Genomic DNA, 21,570 nt, shown 5'->3' on the forward strand with positions numbered 1-21,570 from the left:
CCTGTTCAAATGTATGTATCGACGCTGTGTCGATACGGGTGCCCTCCATGTCTACCGCGCTCTCTCTGAATACCGACGACCGTGTCGTGCAGATCGCCGATCTGTTCCGCCTGCTGGGCGACCCGACGCGCCTGCGCATCGTGCTCGCTTGCGTTGACGAGCGGCGTGCGGTGGGCGCGATCGCCGAATCGCTGAATCTGTCGCCTTCGCTCGTCAGCCATCATCTGCGGCTGTTGCGGGCGGCGCGCATCGTTCGCGCGGAGCGGCAGGGCAAGCAGGTTTTCTATGTCGCCGCCGACGGCCACATCAGCGGCATGCTGACCGACATGCTCGAGCACGTCGCCGAACCCGTCAGCGAATCCGCCGCCGACCTCACGCAGGATCACGCATGAAATACACCGCTCATCAGACCAACGGCACGACGGCGCAGCATCAGCCGAAGTCCGACGCGCATGTCCACACGGACGCGTGCGATCACGCGGCGCACGATCACCCGCATGATGATGACCACGCGACCGAGACGGGCCGCAAGGCGTCGCACGATCATCATGGGCATGGCCACCATCACCACCATCACGCGCCCGCGTCAGGCCACGGACGCGCGTTCGCGCTCGCCGTCGCGCTGAACATCACGATCGTCGTCGTGCAGGCGATCTACGGCGTGCTCGCCAATTCGACCGCGCTGCTCGCCGACGCCGGACACAATCTCTCCGACGTACTCGGCCTGCTGCTCGCCTGGGGCGCGACCTGGCTCGCGACGCGCCGGCCGTCCGCGCGCTACACGTTCGGTCTCGGCGGCTCGTCGATTCTCGCGAGCCTGCTCAATGCGGGCCTGCTGCTGTTCGCGTGCGGCGTGATCGTCGCGGAAGCGGTCGGCAGGCTGTTTCATCCGGCGCCCGTCGCGGGGCTCGACGTGTTTATCGTCGCGCTCATCGGCATGGTCGTGAACGGCTTCTCGGCATGGCTTTTCATGCGCGGCCAGGAAGACGACCTGAACATTCGCGGCGCGTTTCTGCATATGGTTGCCGACGCGGCCGTGTCGGCCGCCGTTGCCGTCAGCGGCCTCGCCATTCTTTTCAGCGGGTGGACGTGGCTCGACCCGGTGATGAGCATCGTCGTGGTCGCGGTGATCGTGTACGGCACGTGGGGCCTGCTGCGCGATTCCATCAAGCTCGCGCTCAACGGCGTGCCGCCCGGCGTCGACGTGCAAAAAATTCGCGAGTATCTCGCCGCGCAGCCCGGCGTCACCGACGTGCATGACCTGCACGTGTGGGCGCTGTCGACGACGGGCAACGCGTTGTCCGCGCATCTCGTGATTCCGAACGGCCATCCGGGCGACATGGTGATCGACGGGATCGTCGGCACGCTGCGCGCGGAATTCGACATGCATCACGCGACGCTGCAGGTCGACATGGGCACGACGCAGCACCGCTGCTCGCTCGATCGCGCGCCGCACGCGCACTGACCGATATGTCGCACGGCTGATGCGGGTTTGATGCGCCGCGTCGTTGGGCACACGGCAGCGAGCGGAACGCTCGGCGTACACTAACGAGCATGTCCGACTGCGGAGGTCTGCATGACGGGTGCTTCCTTCGACGTACCGCCCGTGCTGATCGTCGGCGCGGGGCCGACGGGGCTGGCGGCAGCCATGAGTCTTGCGCGTGCCCAGGTGCCCGTGCGGCTCATCGACAAGGCGCAGCAAGCAGATCCGCATTCGCGCGCGATCGGCATTCAGGCGCGCACGCTCGAACTGCTGGAGCAACATCGCCTCGTCGAACGGTTTCTCGAACTCGGTCATCGCGCGCGCACCGCGAATCTGTATTCGAACGGGCATCGGCTGACGCGGCTCGATTTCGATCCGCTGCAAACGCGCTATCCGTATCTGCTGTTTCTCGATCAGTCCGTCACCGAGCGCCTGCTGACGGAGCATCTTGCGACGTTCGGCGTGCAGGTCGAACGCGGCGTCGAGCTGACGATGTTCGCGCAGGGCTCGGCGGGCATCAACGCGACGCTGCAACGCGCGGACGGCCGTATCGAGACGCTGCACCCGTCGTACATGATCGCCGCCGACGGCGCGCACAGCGCGATCCGTCACCGGCTCGGCATGAGCTTCGCGGGAAAGACCTTCGAGCAGACCTTCCTGCTCGCCGATGTCGAAGCGGATACCGGTTGGTCCGACGACGAGTTTCATATCTTCGCGTCGGGCGCGGGGCTGGCGGCGCTCTTTCCGATGGGCAAGGGCAGGCATCGGCTGATTGCCGATCATCCCGCGATGCCGGCGCGAGAGCCGGCCGAGGCAGCGTCGGGCGGCGACCCGGCGCCGCTTGAGTCGATTCCCGCGCCCACGCTCGACGAATGCCGGCTGATCGCGAAGAGCCGTATTCATCATCCCGTCGAACTGAGCGACATGTCGTGGTCCGGCTACTTTCATCTGAATAGCCGGATGGTCGAGCAACTGCGCGCGCAGCGCGTGTTTCTTGCGGGCGACGCGGCGCATGTACACAGTCCTGCGGGCGCGCAGGGGATGAATACGGGCATCCAGGAAGCGTTCAATCTCGGCTGGAAAATCGCGCGTGTGCTGAAGGGCGACGCGCCCGACCGGCTGCTCGATACGTACCATCTCGAGCGCCATCCGATCGAACGCGACGTGCTGCGGCAGACGAGCTTCGTCACGCACATGGCGGAAGCGGACCACGGGCCGCTCAAGCTGCTGCGCGAGCGCGTGATGCCCGTGCTTGCCGCGTTGGGGCCGTTGCGCGATGCCGCGCGTCTGACCGTCAGCGAACTGTCGATTCAATACCGGCGCTCGCCGCTGACGCTCGAACGCATACTCGACGGCGGGCCGCGCGCGGGCGAACGCGCGCCCGATGCGCTCGTGCATGTCGTCGATGGGCCGTTGGGACGGGCGCCCGGTATTGGCTGCATTTTCGATCTGCATGATCCGGCGTTTTTCTCGCTGTTTCTGCTCGTCGATCCGCCGGAGGAGCCGGGAATGGGCAATGGCAAGATACTGTCGTTGCATCGCAAGCCCGTGCGTGCTGCTGATCTGGACCGCTTCGCGGCCGCCGTTGAAGATCTGCTGCCGGGGGCAGTGCGCGTGTGGCGCGTGTCGGATGTGAACGGCGAGGGCGGCGGGCCGTCGCTCAGTGAATCGTTTGGGCGCACGCGGCCTTCGTTCTATCTGGTGCGGCCTGATGGTTATGTGTGCGCGCGCGGGCGGCCGGGCTCCGATTTGAATGGGCTGCTAAGGCATTGCGAAGCGTGGTTCGCGAAAGGTGTGCCGAGCGAGTCGGCGTCGTCGTGACGCTGGAGTTTGCGCTGGCATCCGCGATTCGTTAGCGTGCTTCAGGCGTCGCCCCTGTGCGGGGCGGCACCTACTTTTCTTTGCCGCCGCAAAGAAAAGTAGGCAAAAGAAAGCGGCTCACACCGCCAGTTCTAGTGTTTGCCTGAGGGCCCCCAAAGGTTCTTACGCTTCACACGGCAATCACGTCATTCATGCTCGTTGCCAGCGCTCTTGCGGTACGCCTAACCCGCTTCACCAACCGCAATCCAGCATGCCGCGCCAGATAGTCCACGGCCGCCCAGGTGGCAAACTGTGTGTCGGTCACTGGTGCTCCACACGCCTCACTCCAGACCGATTGCCCATGCGTTCCACCCTGTAAGAGCGCTAACTTATACGACGCGACAACCTACACACAGTTTGCCACCTGGACGGCATATACCATCCGCTGGCGCTTGCACGAGTATGGGTATTCGAAGCGGGTGAGGCGTTCATTCGGAGCGTTGGCAAAGCACCCAGACAGAAAGGCTGCCGCGTGAAGCGTAAGACCCTTTGGGGGCCCTCAGGCAAACACAAGAACTGGCGGTGTTAGCCGCTTTCTTTTGCCTACTTTTCTTTGCGGCGGCAAAGAAAAGTAGGTGCCGCCCCGCACAGGGGCGACGCGTGAAGCACGCTAACAAATCGCGGATGCCAGCGAAAGAGCAACACGCGGATGCCAGCGCAAAAACAAGCAAACCACCCCACGTCTCCGACAACCAAAAAAAAGCGTCCGCATCGCTTCCGATACGAACGCCCAAGTGCTGTTGCTATTGCGTGAACGCCGGCCGAAGCCCGGCAAACAAAGCGCCTTAAGCCGGCGCAGCCTCCTTCGGCGTCAAATCCTGGCGATGCCTGACCAGCGCCTCACGCACCATCTCGTGCAGTTCCAGCTCGACGCCCTCAGGATTCGCATGCAGCGTAGCCAGAATCGAGCGCCGCATACGCGGCTCCCAAAACCGCCGGATATGATCGGCAATATTGTCGATCGCCTCATCGCGGTCCGGCATCGACTCGAAGAAATCGCCGATGCGGTTCGCCATGTCGACCAGGTTATGTGCGTCCATTGCGTTGCCTCATTTGCCTGACGTGGTGGCCATCTCACGCTTGCTGAGATGCTCGAGCTGCTCGTTGTTGAAGCGCGAGTAATCCTTCTGCCATTGTGACGGCTGCTCGACAGGCATCACCTGCACGGCCGTCACCTTGTACTCGGGGCAGTTGGTCGCCCAGTCCGAACTGTCCGTCGTAATCACGTTGGCGCCGGATTCGGGGAAGTGGAACGTCGTGTAGACGACGCCCGGCTGCATCCGGTCCGCTACCTTCGCGCGCAGCACGGTGTAGCCCGCGCGCGACTCGATGCCGACCCAGTCGTCATCCTTGATGCCACGGTCTTCGGCGTCGTGCGGATGAATCTCCAGACGGTCCTCGTCGTGCCAGAGCGAGTTCTCCGTGCGGCGCGTCTGCGCACCGACGTTGTACTGCGACAGAATGCGGCCCGTCGTCAGGATCAGCGGGAACTTCTGGTTGACCTTTTCCGGCGTCGCGACGTACTTCGTGATCACGAACTTGCCCTTGCCGCGCACGAACTCGTCGATGTGCATCGTCGGCGTGCCTTCCGGCGCGTTCTCGTTGCACGGCCACTGGATGCTGCCCAGCTTGTCGAGCTTCGCATACGACACGCCGTGGAAAGTCGGCGTGAGGCGCGCGATCTCGTCCATGATCTGCGACGGATGCGTGTAGTTCATCTCGTAGCCGAGCGCGCGGGCGAGCAGGATCGTCACTTCCCAGTCCGAGTAACCGGCCAGCGGCGGCATCACCTTGCGCACGCGCGAGATGCGGCGCTCGGCGTTGGTGAACGTGCCGTCCTTTTCGAGGAAGGTCGAACCCGGCAGCAGCACGTGCGCGTACTTCGCAGTTTCGTTCAGGAAGATGTCCTGCACGACGATACATTCCATCGACGACAGCGCCGCGCCTACATGCTGCGTGTTCGGATCGGACTGGACGATGTCTTCTCCCTGGCAATACAGGCCCATGAAGCTGCCGTGCAGTGCCGCGTCGAACATGTTCGGAATGCGAAGGCCCGGTTCCGGCTGCAGAGTCACGCCCCATTCGCCTTCGAACAGCGTGCGCGTCACCGTATCGCTGATATGGCGATAGCCCGGCAGTTCGTGCGGGAACGAGCCCATGTCGCACGAACCCTGCACGTTGTTCTGGCCGCGCAGCGGATTCACGCCGACGCCTTCGCGGCCGATGTTGCCCGTCGCCATCGCAAGGTTCGCGATGCCCATCACGGTCGTCGAGCCTTGCGCATGTTCCGTCACGCCGAGGCCGTAGTAGATCGCCGCGTTGCCGCCCGTCGCGTAGAGGCGCGCGGCTTCGCGCACCTGTTGCGCCGGCACGCCCGTCACGCTTTCCATCATTTCCGGCGAGTTCTCCGGCAGCGCGACGAAATCGCGCCAGTGCTGGAACGCGCGCGTCTCGCAGCGCTCGGCGATGAACGCCTCGTTGAGCAGGCCTTCCGACACGAGCACGTGCGCAAGCGACGTGACCATCGCGACGTTGGTGCCCGGACGCAGTTGCAGGTGATGCGTGGCCTTCACGTGTGCCGTATCGACGATGTCGATGCGGCGCGGATCGACGACGATCAGTTTTGCGCCTTCACGTACACGCCGCTTCAGACGCGAGCCGAACACCGGGTGGCCGTCGGTCGGATTCGCGCCGATCACGATGATCACATCGGATTTATCGACGGAAGCGAAGGTCTGCGTGCCCGCCGATTCGCCGAGCGTCGTCTTCAGGCCGTAGCCCGTCGGCGAGTGGCAGACGCGCGCGCAGGTGTCGACGTTGTTGTTGCCGAACGCGGCGCGCACCAGCTTCTGCACCAGATACGTTTCTTCGTTCGTGCAGCGCGACGACGTGATGCCGCCGATCGAATCGCGGCCGTACTTTTCCTGGATGCGGCGGAACTCCGACGCCGCGTAGCTCAGCGCTTCTTCCCAGCTCACTTCGCGCCACGGATCGGTGATCTTCGCGCGGATCATCGGTTTCTTGATGCGGTCCTTGTGCGTCGCGTAGCCCCATGCGAAGCGGCCCTTCACGCACGCATGACCTTCGTTAGCCTGGCCGTTCTTGTGCGGCACCATCCGCACGACGGTGTTGCCCTTCATCTCGGCCTTGAACGAGCAACCGACGCCGCAGTAGGCGCAGGTCGTCACGACGGAATGCTCCGCCTGGCCCAGCATCACGATGCTCTTTTCCGAAAGCGTCGCCGTCGGGCAAGCTGCGACACACGCGCCGCACGACACGCACTCCGAATCCATGAACGGCTGGCTTTCGCTCGCGGCGACGCGCGATTCGAAGCCGCGGCCGGTGATGGTCAGCGCGAATGTGCCTTGCGTCTCTTCACAGGCGCGCACGCAGCGGTTACAGACGATGCACTTCGACGGGTCGTACGTGAAGTACGGGTTCGACTCGTCTTTCTTGTCCTTCAGGTGATTCGCGCCGTCGAAGCCGTAGCGCACTTCGCGCAGACCCGTGACGCCCGCCATGTCCTGCAGTTCGCAATTGCCGTTGGCGGGGCAGGTGAGGCAGTCGAGCGGGTGATCGGAGATGTAAAGCTCCATCACGTTGCGGCGCAGTCCTTGCAGACGGTCCGTTTGCGTGCGGACCTTCATGCCCGCTTCGACGGGCGTCGTGCAGGACGCCGGATAACCGCGCCGTCCTTCGATCTCGACGAGACACAGACGGCACGAGCCGAACGGTTCGAGCGAATCGGTTGCGCACAGCTTCGGGATGTTGACGCCTGCCTCGGCGGCGGCGCGCATCACCGACGTGCCCGCCGGCACCGAGATCATCTGGCCGTCGATTTCGAGCGTCACGTCGACGTCGGAATGACGCAGCGGCGTGCCGTAGTCGGTATCGTCCATCGGGCCGCGTTCGTTGCGCAGCGCGCCCGCCTTGCAGGCGCAGTTGCCGGAGCCGCAGCCGCCGGATTTGAAGGTGATCGGATCGGACATGTTGGGCTCCTTGGTCAGGCTGCCGCTTTCGGAATGGCGGTTTCGAGACCGAAGTCTTCGGGGAAATGGTCGAGGGCGGAGACGACAGGGAACGGCGTCATGCCGCCCATCGCACACAGCGAACCCGACACCATCGTGTCGCACAGATCGCGCAGCAATTGCACCTGCTTCGTCGACGTGTCGCCGTTGCGAATTCGCTGGATCACTTCGACGCCGCGCGTCGAGCCGATCCGGCACGGCGTGCATTTGCCGCACGATTCGAGTGCGCAGAAGTGCATCGCGTATTGTGCGAGATCGGCGAGATTCGACGTATCGTCGTGAATCACCAGACCGCCGTGACCGACGACGGCGCCGACCTTCGCGTATTCCTCATAGTCGAGCGGGATGTCCCACTGGCTCTCGGGCAGATACGTGCCGAGCGGGCCGCCCACCTGCACCGCGCGCGCCGGACGGCCGCTTGCCGTGCCGCCGCCGTAGTCGAACATGAGTTCGCGCAGCGTGCAGCCGAACGCGAGTTCGACGAGACCGCCGCGCTTCACGTTGCCTGCGACCTGGAACGGCAGCGTGCCGCGCGAGCGGCCCATGCCGAAGTCCTTATAGAACGCCGCGCCCTTCGCGAAGATGATCGGCACGGTGGCGAGCGTGATCACGTTGTTGATCACGGTCGGCTTGCCGAACAGGCCTTCGAGCGCAGGCAGCGGCGGCTTCGCGCGCACGATGCCGCGCTTGCCTTCGAGCGATTCGAGCAGCGCCGTTTCCTCGCCGCATACATACGCGCCCGCGCCCTTCGCGACGAACAACTCGAAGCGGTGTTCCGAGCCGAGCACGCTGTCGCCGAGCCAGCCGGCTGCGCGCGCCTTCACGATAGCGGCTTCGAGTGTGGCGATCGAATGCGGATACTCGCTGCGCACGTAGATATGGCCAACCGTCGCACCCGCCACGATGCCCGCGATGATCATCCCTTCGATCAGCACGAACGGATCGCTTTCCATCACCAGGCGGTCGGAGAACGTGCCCGAATCGCCTTCGTCCGCGTTGCAGACGATGTACTTCTGATTGGCCTTCGCGGCACGCACCGTGCGCCACTTGATACCGGCCGGGAACGCCGCGCCGCCGCGGCCGCGCAGGCCGGATTCGATCAGCGCGTCGACGGCCGCGTCGCCGGACATCGCGAGCGCGTTATACAGGCCGACGATGCCGCCATTGGCGACGTAGTCGTCGGTCGAAAGCGGGTCGGTGATGCCGATGCGCGCGAACGTCAGGCGCTGCTGCTTCTTCAGATACGGAATCTCGTCGACGACGCCGACGTGCTTCGCGTGCGTCGCCTTGCCTTCGATAAAGCCCGCGTCGAACAGCGATGTCACGTCTTCCGCTTCGACGTTCGCGTAGCCGATGCGGCCTTCGGATGTCTGCACTTCGACGAGCGGTTCCAGATACAGCAGACCGCGCGAGCCATTGCGCACGAGTTCGATATCGATGCCGCGCGCTTTCGCTTCATCGACGATTGCCGTGGCGAGCGCGTCCGCGCCGAGCGCCAGCGCCGATGAATCGCGGGGAACGTAGATGCGCGTCATACCGTTTCCTCCACACGTTTCATTGCCGCTGCGAGCAGTGCGTCGAACTTCTGCGGCGTTACTTTGGCGTGCAGCTCGCCGTTGATCATCATCGCGGGCGACAGCGCGCATTGACCGAGGCAATACACCGATTCGAGACCGACGGCGCCGTCGCAGGCGTGGTCATGGTCGTGGTTGTGTGCGTCGTGCTTGTGCGCGTCGAAGCGGCAACCCGTACGCGCCTCGATATGCTGCGCGAGCGCTTCCGTACCCATGCTGCGGCATGCTTCCGCGCGGCACAGCTGCACCGTGACGGGCGCGGCAGGCGACTGGCGGAAGTGGTGGTAGTAAGTGATGACGCCATGGACTTCCGCCCGTGACAGGTTCATCGTCCGCGCGAGCGGCGCGACGGTGTCGGGCGGCACGAAGCCGACGTCGTCCTGAATGGCGTGCAGTAGCGCAACCAGCGACATGCCGGGTCGTGCGTGACGTTGCACGAGTTCGTCTGGCGCAATGGCGTTCGGTCGATCCACAGTGGGGCTCCTCCAAAGTCGATATATGCACTTGTTATTCATAACCCGCGCATCTATGCTTTGCTTGTTTGATATATCAATGCGAACGATAGGCGGGTGGATCGGCTTTCGCAATAGGAACTGCTAGAACATATATGATTCGAATCGAATGCCAGGCGCAGCTCATTGTGCGGGACAGCAACGGCCAAACGTCCAGCCTGACTGACGCTATGCCGCTACTGTCCCTTGTGAACCAGACAGGCAGCATCGCGCAGGCTGCTGCGCTTAAGGGTTTGTCCTACCGTCATGCGTGGGGTTTGCTGCGCGCCATCGAGACTCAGCTGGGCGGCGCGCTAATCGAGAAAGAGCGTGGCCGCGGCTCGGCACTCTCGGAACTCGGGCGGGCGGTGTTGCGCGCGCAACGACTTTGCGGCGAGCGGCTGGATGGCAACATGCAGGCGCTGGCGAGCGAAGTCGCCGCCGATCTGAACCGCTGGCTAGCGCCGCCCGCCGAAGACGTGCGCATTCATGCATCGCATGGCTATGCGGTGGCGGCGCTCGTGACGGCGCTCGTTGCCGACGAAGTCCCCCTCGACATCAAATACCGCGACAGCGCCGAAGCGATCACGGCGCTCGCGCGAGGCGAGTGCGATCTGGCGGGCTTCCATCTGCCGCGCGGCGAGTTTCGCGCGGTGTGCGCGGATAAGTATCGCCAGTGGCTCGATCCGCAGCGACATGTGCTCGTGCATCTGACACGGCGCAAGCAGGGGCTCTTTCTCGCGAAGGGCAATCCGAAGGGGATAGGCGGTTTGACCGACCTCGCACGCGACGACATCCGGTTCGTCAACCGCCAGCATGGTTCCGGCACGCGGATGTTGATCGATCTTGCGTTGCGGCGCGTCGGTGTCGATCCGGATCGCGTCAACGGCTATGCGTCGACTGAACTCACCCATTCGGCGATCGCGGCTTTCGTCGCGAGCGGGATGGCGGACGTCGGCTTCGGCGTCGAACCGGCGGCGCATCACTTCGGGCTCGACTTCATCCCGGTTGTCGACGAGGACTATTACTTCGCATGCGATCGCGCGCGCTTGGAGCGCGAGCCGCTGACAACGGTGATGTCGGTGATGCGCGGCAATGCGTTCCGGCAGAGCGTTGCGCATCTGGAAGGCTACGATCCCGGCGATTGCGGGAAATTGCTCGAACTGGAGGCGGGTCTGGAGGAGAGCGGGGCTTGAGACGAAGGGCCGGCGCGGGCCGTCGAAGGGTGCAGGGTAAGCGCCTGTAACAACGAATACGCCTGCCGACGCTGCGCTGCACGGCGCTTTGCGATAATCTCTACGCTTTCGTGATCCTGCCTTAATTGCGCGGCGTCGTCTGCCGCATCGATTCGATATGAAATATTTCGTTCCCGCTTGCGCTGCCGCCCTCACGGCCGGCGCGTTGTTTGCCACGATGTCCGTTGCTTTTGCGCAGAATTCGCCGGGCGTGCCGGGCGGTATCCTGACCGAAGAGTTCAAGCTGAACGAGCATCCGCAGATGCCGTTCGGCGCATCGGCACCGTCGAAGAAATATCAGAGCGACAAGCCTACGAAGCTGCGCAAGCGCGGCGACAACGGCGATCCGAACGGCTGCAACCTCAAGTGCCCTGACGATCAGTAAATGACACAACGCACGCGGCGCCTTGCGGCGTCGCGTGCGTCATTGAAACGGCTGGCTGGATTACGGCTTCGCTGTGTGCCACACGTCCTTGAAGCCGTCCCCCTTCATGTCGCCGGGCTTCTCGTCCTTCGCGAAGCGGTAGAGCGGCTTGCCTTTGTACGCCCACTGCTTCTGACCGTCCGCACCGTCGATCACGGTCCAGTCGCCTGAGGGCTTGTCGCTGGCTTCGGCGGCGGCGGCGGGCCATGCCGCCGCGCAACCGCCCGAGCATGCGCTCTTGCCCGGTGTCGTGTCCTTGTCGAATGTGTAGAGCGTGCGTCCCTGTGCGTCGACGAAACGTCCGTCCATGGTTTTCGGCGGTGCGGCGAAGGCGGCCTGTTGCACGGCGAGCGCGGCGATGAGAAGGAGAGTCTTGCGCATGATGCGGCTCCTGTTCTGACGTGTTGTGTATGGAGTGTATGCAATCGTTCAGTGGGTGCGCGCCTTAAATGCTTTGAATGTGCGCGCATCGAATAAACGGCTGGCGCGCCTTGTTATTCCATCTGTTGTTCGTCGAAGAACACCCGTCGCATGCGTTCAGGAAGGCCCGTCTCGTTCGAGAGCGGGGCTTTTTCATATCTGTTCGCTCTGATATGACCACGCTTTGACTATCCCGGAAGCCTAAAAGGGCGCGACCGCGAACGGTATAATTCCCCTGATCTATCACGAGGCAATGCAAATTGCATTGCGCCGGCCTGCACTGTTGGACGCGGGCCGAGCGGCGAATTCAAGCCCTCGAATACGGGGAAGCCGAGTATGAAAATACTATTGACCAACTTCCATAAAGGTCGCGGAGGCGGTCACGACACATACGTCGTTTCTATTGCGCGGGCTCTGGCCGAGCGCCACGAAGTCTTCGTCGGTGCGCCAAAATCCAGCAGGCTGTTGCAGCATGCAAGCTGCGTTGCCAATATCCGCGCGCTGCCGATGGAGTTTCCCGCCAAGCTCGAGGAATTCGGGCGCTTTGTCGGCGCGATCCGCGAACTGCGCGCGCTGCTTAAGCGCGAGCGCTTCGACGTGGTTCATGTGAACGGCTCGCCCGATCATCGGCTCGTGATGTTGGCGACGCTATTCGCCTCGTTCAAGCGGCCGTATTGCGTCTACACCAAGCACAACACGATCCGCGTCAAGCGCGACTTCATGACGAAGCTCAAGGCGCGGCGCGCGACGCATCACGTGATCGCCGTGTCGAAGCCGGCGGCGCAGTTGCTCGAAGGATCGGTGTATGCGGATTGCGGGTTATCGGTGATTCCGAATGGCGTCGACATCCATTTTTATGCTCCTTTCGATGACGCAGCAGCCGCGCGCAGGCGCGATGCGCTGCTAGGCGTCGGGCACGCAGGAAAGCTGGTGATCGGCACCATTACAGGGTTCGACTGGTACAAGGGGACGATGGACATGGTGACGGCCGTCGCCGCGTTGCCCGACGATCTGCGCAGACAGGTCGTGCTGGTCGTTGTCGGGACGGAGCCGAATGACGAGCAGCGCAAGGTCATCGACGTGCTGAATATGAACGAGCATCTGCTGATCAGCGGCTTCACGGACGACGTCCGCGACTATATCGCGACGTTCGATGCCGGCTTCATGGTGTCGTACGCGGTGGAAAGCAGTTCGTTCGCGTGCCGGGAGATGATGGCGATGGGGCGGCCGGTGCTCGTCACGCGGTACGCGAGCTTGCCTGAGAACGTCGACGATGGCGTCGACGGCTGGATCGTCGAGCCGCGCGACACGCAGGCAATGACCGGGCGCCTGCGCGCGATCCTCGCGAACCGCAGCCACTTACCCGCGATGGGACGACATGCGCGGACGAAAGCCGAGCGGGAGTTCTGCAACAGCAAGTTCATTCAGGAAACAGAAGAGGTGTACGTGCGCGCCGCAGCGTGACGGTTCTGGCTCTGCGGACGTGGTGCGACTGGCGCGTGGCCCGCGCAGCATGATGCTGCTGCGGGCTCTATTTTTTGCGGGGAAGGGCGTATCGCGCGTGGTTATGCGCGGACGAGCGTCGCGCCACAGGTCGTGATGTCGCCGATGTAGGCGATGCGCTTGCCGTTGTGCCGGCGTCGCCCGCTAGCGATGATCGGATATTTGCCGCCGCAGCGCGGACATGCGACCAGGTGACCGTCGAGCGCGATGGCGATACCTTCATCCGTCAGATCCAGTGTCGCCTCGACGATCTTGCCGCCGTGGTCGGTGGCGTCACCGAGGCGGGCCATAATGGGGTCGTCTATATTGATCATTTTGTGCATCTCCCGTTTGGTTAGTTGTACTGGGCGGATAGGGCGTGCCGTCGGACTTGGAGACGGCCGTTCATTTGACGTCAGGTCAGCCGCAGTGACTATCAGAAAAGGTTGAAAACGGGGCGCGAACGAAGGTCAAATGCGCGAAAGCGCGCGCCCGGGAGACGCGGTATAGGGTGGCCGAGCCGGCGCACGTCGTATTCGCGTGCGGACGACGGCAACAAAAAACCCGCAGAGCGCTTCGCTGTGCGGGTTTTCGTACTGCGGCGTGCTGCACCGTATTGAATATTGGTGGAGGCGGCGGGAATCGAACCCGCGTCCAGAAGTCCTCTACGACTAGTTCTACATGTTTAGTTCTGTCTTTTGATTTAACCGGAGCGACGCGGACGAACACGCTGCGCTACAGCGATTCACTAGATTTTCGACCCGGACGTCGTGACGCCGCCAAGGCTTAACTGACGTATATGACCTCTGTCGGTATTGCTACCGGTCTTGCGACACTAGCCCGTCAGTGAACTAGGCAGAGGACGGCGGCCCTTAGGCTGCCAGTGCGAACGTTTCGTCGTTTGCAGTTACGTTTTTCCCGCTGATTTACGAGGTTACGGGGCCTCGACATGCCCTAGCCGCTTCGCAACCCCTGTCGAAACCAGGTCGCCCCCGCAGAAGGAATGAGCCACACAGGTGGCTCACATCATCATTTTACAGTAGCGGCGCTCGCGAGTCACGGCGAAACGAACGCGCCCGCCCGCACGCAGCGGATGAGTCCATCAACTGATGTCGCGCAGCAGGTTATGCAGTTCGCCCGTCGTCTTGACGACATGCTGGGCGTGCCATTGCGTAGGCGGAATGTCGTTGCCGCAATAGCCGTAAGCCGCCGCGACCGTCACCATGCCGGCCGCAAAGCCCGCTTGCACGTCGCGCAGATCGTCGCCGACATAGACGATCCGCTCCGGCTGCAGGTCCAGCTCCTTCGCGGCGTGCAGCAGCGGCGCGGGATGGGGCTTCGAATGCGGCGTCGTGTCGCCGCTGACGACGCAGCCCGCGCGCGCACCCAGCCCAAGCTGGGCGACGAGCGGTTCCGTCAGCCGCGCGACCTTGTTCGTCACGATGCCCCAGCGCACGCCGCGCGCGTCGAGGTCATCGAGAATGTCACCAATGCCTGGGAACAGCAGCGTTTCGATGCATAGATCCGCTTCGTAGTTCGCCAGGAACTCGTCGCGCATGGACGCGTAGTCGTGATGGTCCGGGCCAATGCCGAACGCGCCGCCGAGCAGGCCGCGCGCGCCCGCTGACGCGAGCGGGCGCAACTTTTCCAGCGGCACCATATCGAGGCCGCGCTCGTGGCGCATCTTGTTGACGGCTGCGGCAAGGTCGGGCGCGGTGTCGGCAAGCGTGCCGTCGAGGTCGAACAGAATGCCCTGGCAAAGACCGATCGATGCTTCATCGTCTTCGCGCTGTGGCAGGGGCGTGGGATCGCTCATTGAAGTAGGCGCTGGATCAGGCTTCGCGACGGCACGCGAGCATGTAGTTGACGTCGGTATCGTTCGACACGCCGAAATGGCGCGTGAGCGGGTTGTAGGTGATGCCCTTGATTTCGACGGTGTGCAGATCCGCCGCGCGCGCGAAGCCGGCAAGCTCCGACGGACGGATGAAGCGGGCGTAGTCATGCGTGCCCTTTGGCAGCATGCGCGCGATGTACTCCGCGCCGACCACCGCAAGCAGGTACGACTTCACATTGCGGTTGAGCGTCGAAAAGAACACCCAGCCGCCCGGCTTGACGAGCGTCTTGCACGCTTCGACGACCTTCGACGGGTCGGGCACGTGCTCGAGCATTTCCATGCAGGTAACGACATCGAACGACGCAGGTTCGCGTGCCGCCAGCGCCTCCGCAGCGATCTCCTCGTAACTTACCGTTACACCACTTTCAAGGCTGTGAAGATCCGCGACGCCCAAAGCCTGATTGGAAAGGTCGATTCCCTTCACATCGGCGCCCAATGTCGCCATCGACTCCGACAGAATCCCGCCGCCGCAGCCGATATCGAGCACACGCTTGCCCGCGAGATGCGCGTGCGAGTCGATCCAGTTGAGCCGCACCGGATTCAGTTCGTGCAGCGGTTTGAACTCGGCGTTCGGGTCCCACCAGCGATGCGCGAGATCGCTGAATTTCTGCAGTTCGTGGGGATCGGCATTGGTCATGACGGATGCGGCCTCGAGGGCGGGAAGGCGGGTGGATCGGAGAAACCCTGAGTATATAGGGCTGCGCATGGGGCGGCAAAAAGCGCCTGGTCGCGCTTGTTGGGTGTCGTCTCGCGCGGTGGTGGACGCCGCGCGAGACGGAGCATAAAAAAAGCCCCGCCGAAGCGGGGCTTTGGATACTGCGGTGTTTTGTAGCTTACTGCTTCGAAGTACCGACAACTTCGACTTCCACGCGACGATCCGGTGCGAGGCAGGCGATCAGTTGCTTGCGGTTCTTCTGGTTGCAGCCCGTCGTAACCGGGTTGCGCTTGCCCTTGCCTTCCGTGTAGATGCGGTTGGCTTCGATGCCCTTGCTGACCAGGTATGCCTTGACAGCTTGAGCACGACGCAGCGACAGACGGTCGTTGTACTTGTCCGAACCGATGCGGTCGGTGTAGCCAGTGGCCACGACGACTTCCAGGTTCAGGCCTTGAATCTTCGATGCGAGATCGTCCAGCTTTTCCTTGCCAGCCGGCTTCAGGATTGCCTTGTCGAAGTCGAACAGCGTGTCAGCTTGATACGTGATCTTCTGGCTGGTGATAGCCGGAGCGACCGGTGCCGGAGGTGCCGGCGGCGTCGGTGCTTGTGCGACCAGTGCGCCATCGCACTTTGCGTTAGCCGTTGCCGGCGTCCAGAACGCGTCGCGCCAGCAAAGCTCATTCGTGCCGTTCATCCACACGTATTCGCCGGTGCCGTTCACCCAGTTGTCGTTGGTGGCTTGTCGCGACGCCGGCACCGACTGTGCCATAGCGGATGCAGCCATAACTGCGGTAGCTGCAATGAACGCGAGCTTTGAAAGTTTATTCATATTTCTCCTCTCGAAATTGAGATTACCGCAGGTTTACTGCGAGCCTGTTGACAAAGACCAGTCATACATTGCTCGAAGTATAACATCGGTGCGGAACAAAAGACGCTGTGCGTAGACTTCGAGCAGTGTCTAACTTTGTGCGTTGGCATTTTGCCATATCGTTCCCTTCCGACGATAAAAAAATCCGCCCCCTATTCATACGCCCGGTCGAATGTGGTGCATGCGCAACAGAAGGTGGCAAGTTCGTCAAGAGCCCGCCGGAGGCCGTTTCGGGCGGCTTGACAGGGAGCATTTTCCGGGCCTGGTCACCACGCTCGCGAGGCGCTTCCAGGTGCCGTTTTCGCGCGTCCCACTAATAGGTATACGCATGTCGCCGGGAGCGGATGCGGCGCATGGTAGAATCGCGTGATGCGCTGCGCTCGCAGATGCATAGGGGTAGGCCCAAGCGGTGAGATGAAGAACGCGTTTCCCTCATCGTCTTCGCGCGTAAACGATACGGACAATGGATCAATTCGCCAAAGAGACTCTACCAATCTCCCTAGAGGAGGAAATGCGCCGCTCGTATATCGAGTACGCGATGAGCGTGATTGTAGGGCGCGCGCTTCCCGATGTCCGCGATGGCCTGAAGCCGGTTCACCGGCGCGTGCTGTACGCCATGCACGAGCTGAACAACGACTGGAACCGGGCATACAAGAAATCGGCGCGTATCGTCGGCGATGTGATCGGTAAGTACCACCCGCACGGCGACTCGGCTGTATACGACACGATCGTCCGCATGGCGCAGGATTTTTCGCTGCGCTACATGCTCGTCGACGGACAAGGCAATTTCGGGTCAGTCGACGGCGACAACGCCGCGGCGATGCGTTACACCGAAATCCGCATGGCGAAGATCGGCCACGAACTGCTCGCCGACATCGACAAGGAAACGGTCGACTTCCAGCCGAACTACGACGGCAGCGAAAACGAGCCGACCATTCTGCCCGCGCGCATCCCGAACCTGCTGATCAACGGCTCGTCGGGCATTGCCGTCGGCATGGCGACGAACATTCCGCCGCACAATCTGACCGAAATCGTCGACGCCTGTCATCACCTGCTGAAGAATCCGGAAGCGACGATCGACGAACTGATCGAGATCGTGCCGGCGCCGGATTTCCCGACGGCCGGCATCATCTACGGCGTCGCCGGCGTGCGCGACGGTTACCGCACGGGGCGCGGGCGCGTCGTGATGCGCGCGACCACGCACTTCGAAGAGATCGATCGCGGCCAGCGCATGGCGATCATCGTCGACGAACTGCCGTATCAGGTGAACAAGCGTTCGCTGCTCGAGCGGATCGCCGAGCTCGTGAATGAGAAAAAGCTGGAAGGCATCTCGGACATTCGCGACGAATCTGACAAGAGCGGCATGCGCGTCGTGATCGAACTGAAGCGCGGCGAAGTGCCTGAGGTCATTCTCAACAATCTGTACAAGGCGACGCAGCTCCAGGACACGTTCGGCATGAACATGGTCGCGCTGGTCGACGGCCAGCCGAAGCTGCTGAACCTGAAGGAAATGCTGTCGCATTTCCTGTCGCACCGTCGCGAAGTGTTGACGCGGCGCACTGTATACGAACTGCGCAAGGCGCGCGAACGTGGCCACGTGCTCGAAGGCCTCGCCGTCGCGCTTGCCAACATCGACGATTTCATCGCGATCATCAAGGCCGCGCCGACGCCGCCCATCGCGAAGCAGGAGTTGATGGACCGCCCGTGGGATTCGTCGATCGTGCGCGAAATGCTGCAGCGCGCGGAGACGGACAATGCTTCGTCGGGCGGCCGCGCCGCGTACCGTCCGGAAGGGCTGAACCCGGCGTATGGCATGCAGGCCGACGGACTCTACCGTCTGTCGGACACGCAGGCGCAGGAAATTCTGCAGATGCGCCTGCAACGCCTGACGGGCCTCGAGCAGGACAAGATCCTCAGCGAGTACCGTGACGTCATGGCGCAGATCGCCGATTTGCTGGATATCCTCGCGCGTCCCGAGCGCATAACTTCTATCATCTTCGACGAACTGGTCTCGATCAAGAGCGAATTTGGTGACGAACGCCGCTCGCGCATCGAGATGAACGCGACCGAGCTGAACACGGAAGACCTCATCACACCGCAGGACATGGTTGTGACGATGTCGCACTCCGGTTATGTGAAATCGCAGCCGTTGTCCGAATATCGCGCCCAGAAGCGCGGAGGTCGCGGCAAGCAGGCGACGCAGATGAAGGAAGACGACTGGATCGACACGCTCTTCATCGCGAACACGCATGACCACATCCTGTGCTTCTCGAACCGCGGCCGCGTGTACTGGCTGAAGGTTTACGAAGTGCCGCAGGGCTCGCGCAATTCACGCGGCCGCCCGATCGTCAACATGTTCCCGCTGCTGGAAGGCGAGAAGATCACTGTCGTGCTGCCCGTCAAGGAATTCTCGGCCGACAAGTTCATCTTCATGGCGACGGCGCTCGGCACGGTCAAGAAGACGCCGCTCGAAGCATTCAGCCGTCCGCTGAAGAAGGGCATCATCGCGGTCGGTCTGGACGACGGTGATTACCTGATCGGCGCGGCGATCACCGACGGCGAGCATGACGTGATGCTGTTCTCGGATTCGGGCAAGGCAGTCCGCTTCGACGAGAACGACGTTCGTCCGATGGGCCGTGAAGCGCGCGGCGTGCGCGGCATGCAGCTCGAAGACGGTCAGCAGGTGATTGCGCTGCTCGTCGCGGGCGACGAACAGGAGTCGGTGCTGACGGCAACGGAGAACGGCTACGGCAAGCGCACCCCGATCACGGAGTACACGCGCCACGGCCGCGGCACAAAGGGCATGATCGCGATCCAGACGTCCGAGCGTAACGGCAAGGTGGTCGCCGCGACGCTGGTCGACGCCGAAGCGCAGATCATGCTGATCACCAATACGGGCGTGCTGATCCGCACGCGTGTGTCGGAAATTCGAGAAATGGGCCGCGCTACGCAAGGTGTTACACTCATCAGCCTTGATGAAGGCACCAAGCTTTCCGGTCTGCAGCAGGTTGCTGAAGCGGAAGCAGACGTGGACGGCGATGCCGACGCGCCTGCGGACGAAGCGGGCGGTGACGAAAGCGAAGCGTCGTGATCCGCAGCGAAGCTTCTCAAGTAATGCGTAAAGCTACGCGGGCATGTTGAGCGCATCGGGCCGATGCGCCGCCTGCGCGGCGAAGCAGTTAGGTTAATTTCTCTTAGGGAGTAGTGATGCAAAAACGTTTCAAGCAGTTGATGGTTCTGGCCGCTTTCGTCCCGACCCTCGCGATGGCGCAAGCGCTGCAAACCCAGCAGCCGGCTCCGGCTGCTCCGGCTGCCGCTGCCCCCGTCGACCCGGCGAAGCAGGCTGCCATCAAGAATCTGCTCGACGCGATCGACGCACAGAAGCTGGTCGGCGCAATCGGCAACAGCGCGCAGATGCAGGCAAAGCAGCTCGTCCCGGCCATCCTGTCGGACGCGCTGTCCGAAAACAAGACGATGACGGACAAGCAAAAGCAGGCTTCCGTCCCGTCGCTGCAGAAGAATGCTGTGCCGAAGCTGGTTGACTCGGCAGGCCAGGTTTTCGCTACGGATTCGTTCAAGCAGGACGCGATGCAAGCTCAGTACGACGCGTACGCGAAGTACTACAGCACGCAGGAAATCAACGATCTGACGGCGTTCTACAAGAGCCCGACGGGCCGCAAGTTCATCCAGGTCCAAGACCAGGTTGGCCGCGACGTCGTGAATGGTCTGATGCAGAAGTACATGCCGCAATCGATCAAGGCAACGCGCGACCAAGCTGACAAGGAAGTCGCATCCGTCAAGCCGGCGAAGTAAGCAGGTCGAACGAGGCTGAACGGCGCTCGATGCGCCTGTCACGAGTGGCGTGAGAGGGAATGCGTCAATTCCCTTGAAACGCCGGGGTTTGGCGGGTTTCGAGCGTCAATGCGATAATGGCCGTTTGCGCTTGCGCGCAGACGGCCATTTTCTTTCAGGCGCGGTTTTCGGCTCTTTCCCATGCCGCGTGCCTGCTTCCCAGGGTTCTCACGATGCGCGTCTTCAATTTCTCCGCCGGTCCTGCGGCCATGCCCGAAGAAGTGCTGCGCCAGGCAGCCGACGAAATGCTCGATTGGCGCGGCAGCGGCATGAGCGTGATGGAAATGAGCCATCGCGGCAAAGAGTTCATGGCGATTCATGAAGAGGCGCTGACCGACCTGCGCGAATTGCTGCACGTGCCCGCGAGCCATCAGATTCTCTTCCTGCAGGGCGGCGGACTCGGCGAAAACGCAATCGTGCCGATGAACCTGATGGGTCGCAAGGCTAGCGCGGACTTCGTCGTGACGGGCTCCTGGTCGCAGAAGTCGTTCAAGGAAGCGCAGAAATACGGCGCGGCACACATTGCCGCAAGCGGTGAGACGGCCGACGGCTTCACGCGTGCTCCGGCGCGCGCCGAGTGGAACCTGTCCGACGATCCCGCCTACGTGCATCTATGCACGAACGAAACGATCCACGGCGTCGAGACCTTCGAGATTCCCGATCTCGGCGACATTCCGCTCGTCGCCGACGCGTCGTCGCACATCCTGTCGCGCCCGATGGACATCGCCAAATATGGCGTGCTGTTCGGCGGCGCGCAGAAGAACATCGGTATGGCGGGCGTGACTGTCGTGATCGTGCGCGAGGATCTGCTCGACCGTTCGATGGCCGTGTGTCCGTCGGCATTCGAATGGAAAACGGTCGCGCTGAACAATTCGATGTACAACACACCGCCCACGTACGCGATCTACATCGCCGGGCTGGTGTTCAAGTGGTTGAAGAAGCAGGGCGGGTTGACGGCGATCGAGGCACGCAACGTCGAGAAGGCGAAGCTGCTGTACGACACCATCGATTCATCGAGCTTCTATCTGAACAAGGTGGAGCGCAACGCGCGGTCGCGGATGAACGTACCGTTCTTCCTCGCCGACGAGTCGCGCAATGAAGATTTCCTGGCCGGCGCGAAAGCGCGCGGGCTGGTGCAGCTGAAGGGCCACAAGTCCGTCGGCGGCATGCGGGCGTCGATTTACAACGCGGTGCCGCTCGAAGGCGTCAAAGCGCTTGTCGAGTACATGAGGGAATTCGAACAGCGCAGCGCGTGATCCTTCCGGTCGCAGCGCGCGCATCCTCTCCGAACTGGCCCTATACAG

General features: G+C 62.6%; 18 protein-coding genes and 1 other RNA gene. 9 read left to right on the forward strand and 10 right to left on the reverse strand.

Going from position 1 to position 21,570, the window contains the following annotated elements; genetic code table 11:
• The first annotated feature begins 47 nt into the window (after window positions 1–47).
• From C2L65_RS03835 to C2L65_RS03845, 3 genes are all read left to right on the forward strand, one after another.
• Window positions 48–392 (forward strand): ArsR/SmtB family transcription factor, encoded by a 345-nt coding sequence (locus C2L65_RS03835; protein WP_042316335.1) that lies wholly within the window; start codon window positions 48–50, stop codon window positions 390–392.
• Entirely contained in the window at window positions 389–1,465 is a 1,077-nt protein-coding gene (locus C2L65_RS03840) for a cation diffusion facilitator family transporter (RefSeq protein ID WP_042316333.1), read from the forward strand. Before C2L65_RS03835 ends, C2L65_RS03840 begins: the two co-directional genes overlap by 4 nt.
• A 111-nt stretch (window positions 1,466–1,576) precedes the next feature.
• Window positions 1,577–3,304 carry an FAD-dependent monooxygenase gene (locus tag C2L65_RS03845; RefSeq protein ID WP_042316330.1) on the forward strand — a complete coding sequence of 576 codons (1,728 nt, stop codon included), beginning with the start codon at window positions 1,577–1,579 and terminating at the stop codon, window positions 3,302–3,304.
• Window positions 3,305–4,128: 824 nt separating this feature from the next.
• On the opposite strand, the gene C2L65_RS03850 is transcribed toward C2L65_RS03845, so the two are convergent.
• From C2L65_RS03850 to C2L65_RS03865, 4 genes are read right to left on the reverse strand one after another with little or no spacing between them, the layout of a single operon-like run.
• Window positions 4,129–4,383: a formate dehydrogenase subunit delta gene (locus tag C2L65_RS03850; RefSeq protein ID WP_042314494.1), complete on the reverse strand. Its 255-nt coding sequence runs from the start codon at window positions 4,381–4,383 to the stop codon at window positions 4,129–4,131.
• A 9-nt stretch (window positions 4,384–4,392) separates the two neighbouring features.
• Window positions 4,393–7,332 carry a formate dehydrogenase subunit alpha gene (gene fdhF / locus C2L65_RS03855; protein ID WP_042314495.1) on the reverse strand — a complete coding sequence of 980 codons (2,940 nt, stop codon included), beginning with the start codon at window positions 7,330–7,332 and terminating at the stop codon, window positions 4,393–4,395.
• 14 nt (window positions 7,333–7,346) lie between these two features.
• On the reverse strand, window positions 7,347–8,906 hold the full coding sequence (locus C2L65_RS03860; RefSeq protein ID WP_042314496.1) for a formate dehydrogenase beta subunit: 1,560 nt from the start codon (window positions 8,904–8,906) through the stop codon (window positions 7,347–7,349).
• Window positions 8,903–9,358: an NAD(P)H-dependent oxidoreductase subunit E gene (locus tag C2L65_RS03865; RefSeq protein ID WP_407671760.1), complete on the reverse strand. Its 456-nt coding sequence runs from the start codon at window positions 9,356–9,358 to the stop codon at window positions 8,903–8,905. Before C2L65_RS03865 ends, C2L65_RS03860 begins: the two co-directional genes overlap by 4 nt.
• A gap of 194 nt (window positions 9,359–9,552) precedes the next feature.
• On the opposite strand from C2L65_RS03865, the gene C2L65_RS03870 reads away from it, so the two are divergent.
• Window positions 9,553–10,632: a substrate-binding domain-containing protein gene (locus tag C2L65_RS03870; protein WP_007745725.1), complete on the forward strand. Its 1,080-nt coding sequence runs from the start codon at window positions 9,553–9,555 to the stop codon at window positions 10,630–10,632.
• Window positions 10,633–10,789: 157 nt separating this feature from the next.
• On the forward strand, window positions 10,790–11,056 hold the full coding sequence (locus C2L65_RS03875; protein WP_042314497.1) for a hypothetical protein: 267 nt from the start codon (window positions 10,790–10,792) through the stop codon (window positions 11,054–11,056).
• Window positions 11,057–11,116: 60 nt separating this feature from the next.
• Here the strand turns inward: C2L65_RS03875 and C2L65_RS03880 are convergent, their stop codons facing one another.
• The gene (locus C2L65_RS03880; protein ID WP_042314498.1) at window positions 11,117–11,476 is read right to left on the reverse strand and encodes a COG4315 family predicted lipoprotein; all 360 of its coding nucleotides are present in this window, start codon (window positions 11,474–11,476) and stop codon (window positions 11,117–11,119) included.
• A gap of 375 nt (window positions 11,477–11,851) precedes the next feature.
• Here C2L65_RS03880 and C2L65_RS03885 point away from each other — a divergent pair, with 375 nt between their 5' ends.
• The gene (locus C2L65_RS03885) at window positions 11,852–12,979 is read left to right on the forward strand and encodes a glycosyltransferase family 4 protein (RefSeq protein ID WP_042314499.1); all 1,128 of its coding nucleotides are present in this window, start codon (window positions 11,852–11,854) and stop codon (window positions 12,977–12,979) included.
• Between the two features lie 101 nt (window positions 12,980–13,080).
• Here the strand turns inward: C2L65_RS03885 and C2L65_RS03890 are convergent, their stop codons facing one another.
• The 5 genes from C2L65_RS03890 to ompA form a co-directional block, all read right to left on the reverse strand.
• Window positions 13,081–13,332, reverse strand: coding sequence for a PAAR domain-containing protein (locus C2L65_RS03890; protein WP_042314531.1), 252 nt, complete (start codon window positions 13,330–13,332; stop codon window positions 13,081–13,083).
• Between the two features lie 289 nt (window positions 13,333–13,621).
• Window positions 13,622–13,991, reverse strand: a transfer-messenger RNA (tmRNA) gene (gene ssrA, locus C2L65_RS03895).
• A gap of 108 nt (window positions 13,992–14,099) precedes the next feature.
• Window positions 14,100–14,813 (reverse strand): HAD family hydrolase, encoded by a 714-nt coding sequence (locus C2L65_RS03900; protein ID WP_042314500.1) that lies wholly within the window; start codon window positions 14,811–14,813, stop codon window positions 14,100–14,102.
• A gap of 16 nt (window positions 14,814–14,829) precedes the next feature.
• The gene (ubiG, locus tag C2L65_RS03905) at window positions 14,830–15,528 is read right to left on the reverse strand and encodes a bifunctional 2-polyprenyl-6-hydroxyphenol methylase/3-demethylubiquinol 3-O-methyltransferase UbiG (protein ID WP_042314501.1); all 699 of its coding nucleotides are present in this window, start codon (window positions 15,526–15,528) and stop codon (window positions 14,830–14,832) included.
• Between the two features lie 196 nt (window positions 15,529–15,724).
• Window positions 15,725–16,375 carry an outer membrane protein OmpA gene (gene ompA, locus C2L65_RS03910; RefSeq protein WP_007576432.1) on the reverse strand — a complete coding sequence of 217 codons (651 nt, stop codon included), beginning with the start codon at window positions 16,373–16,375 and terminating at the stop codon, window positions 15,725–15,727.
• A gap of 502 nt (window positions 16,376–16,877) precedes the next feature.
• On the opposite strand from ompA, the gene gyrA reads away from it, so the two are divergent.
• The 3 genes from gyrA (at window position 16,878) to serC (ending at window position 21,522) form a co-directional block, all read left to right on the forward strand.
• Window positions 16,878–19,505: a DNA gyrase subunit A gene (gyrA, locus tag C2L65_RS03915; RefSeq protein WP_081921369.1), complete on the forward strand. Its 2,628-nt coding sequence runs from the start codon at window positions 16,878–16,880 to the stop codon at window positions 19,503–19,505.
• A 116-nt stretch (window positions 19,506–19,621) separates the two neighbouring features.
• Window positions 19,622–20,227, forward strand: coding sequence for a DUF2059 domain-containing protein (locus tag C2L65_RS03920; RefSeq protein ID WP_007576434.1), 606 nt, complete (start codon window positions 19,622–19,624; stop codon window positions 20,225–20,227).
• Between the two features lie 212 nt (window positions 20,228–20,439).
• Window positions 20,440–21,522: a 3-phosphoserine/phosphohydroxythreonine transaminase gene (serC, locus tag C2L65_RS03925; protein WP_042314532.1), complete on the forward strand. Its 1,083-nt coding sequence runs from the start codon at window positions 20,440–20,442 to the stop codon at window positions 21,520–21,522.
• Window positions 21,523–21,570: the final 48 nt, after the last annotated feature.

Origin of the sequence: Paraburkholderia terrae (genome assembly GCF_002902925.1) — a bacterium.
Taxonomy (GTDB): Bacteria; Pseudomonadota; Gammaproteobacteria; order Burkholderiales; family Burkholderiaceae; genus Paraburkholderia; species Paraburkholderia terrae.